2 protein-coding genes and 1 pseudogene are annotated in these 861 nt (G+C 66.4%); all 3 read left to right on the top strand.

From position 1 onward, the window contains the following. Positions 1-114: 114 nt before the first annotated feature. Entirely contained in the window at positions 115-411 is a 297-nt protein-coding gene (gene traC / locus EOA27_RS38390) for a conjugal transfer protein TraC (RefSeq protein ID WP_127258952.1), read from the top strand. Positions 412-415: 4 nt separating this feature from the next. Then, positions 416-631: a type IV conjugative transfer system coupling protein TraD gene (locus EOA27_RS38385; RefSeq protein ID WP_189562379.1), complete on the top strand. Its 216-nt coding sequence runs from the start codon at positions 416-418 to the stop codon at positions 629-631. Continuing rightward, a pseudogene (locus EOA27_RS38380) lies at positions 624-861 on the top strand (conjugal transfer protein TraG); the annotation flags it as partial. The gene EOA27_RS38385 and the pseudogene EOA27_RS38380, both read left to right, overlap by 8 nt.

Genomic DNA, 861 nt, shown 5'->3' with positions numbered 1-861 from the left:
CATCTCAGGCAGCGTCGGCTCCGCCGACTAGCTTTTTTATGAGTCGCAGCTGGCGCTCATCCGGGGAAAGCTGGGTCCCAAACAGCCAGAACGGATTGTGGAAGGTCGACCGGAATGAAGAAGCCGTCATCGAAGATCAGGGAAGAAATCGCCCGCCTGCAGGACCAGCTCAAGGCGGCCGAAACACGCGAGGCGGAGCGGATCGGGCGAATCGCGCTGAAGGCCGGGATTGGCGAGACCGAGATCGAGGAGGCGGCGCTGCTTTCGGCATTCGAGGAACTTGCCGGGCGGTTTCGCGCGGGCAACGGGAAATCGACCGGAAAGAAAAATGCCGGAGCGGCCAGGAGCGCCAGCGATGCGACCGCGACGCTCGCGCCTGGCGCGGCTCAGGGTGGCGATAGCGAGGCTTGAGCGCATGCGCCGGTCGAGCTCATCCGAAGCCCGCAAAAAGGACACGCGCGAGAAGATCGAGCTCGGCGGCCTGATCGTGAAGGCAGGATTGCGTTACGAGAAGCGCGCGCTGCTCTTGGGCCTGCTGATCGACGGGCATCGACGCATCGACGGTGACGCGACCGAGCGGGTGCGGCTCACGGCGATGGGTGCGGAAGCCTTCGGGCGCGATCATGAATAGGGTGCTGCTCGCGCTGGCGCCGCCGGCGCTGATGCTGGCGCTCTGCATCGGCATGACGGGCATCGAGAGCTGGCTCGCGAACTTTGCAACAAGCGAGAGCGCGCGGCTCATGCTCGGGAGGGCCGGCCTTGCCCTTCCCTATGCGGCGGCCGGCCTTGCCGGCGTGATCTTCCTCTTCGCGGCCGCGGGTGCGCATGCGATCCGCGCCGCCGGCTGGAGTGTGGTAGGCG

The sequence above is a fragment of the Mesorhizobium sp. M2A.F.Ca.ET.037.01.1.1 genome, from assembly GCF_003998075.1.
Lineage (GTDB): Bacteria > Pseudomonadota > Alphaproteobacteria > Rhizobiales > Rhizobiaceae > Mesorhizobium.
Note: the sequence above shows the minus strand (reverse complement) of the source record. Positions and strands in the feature narration are given on the sequence as shown.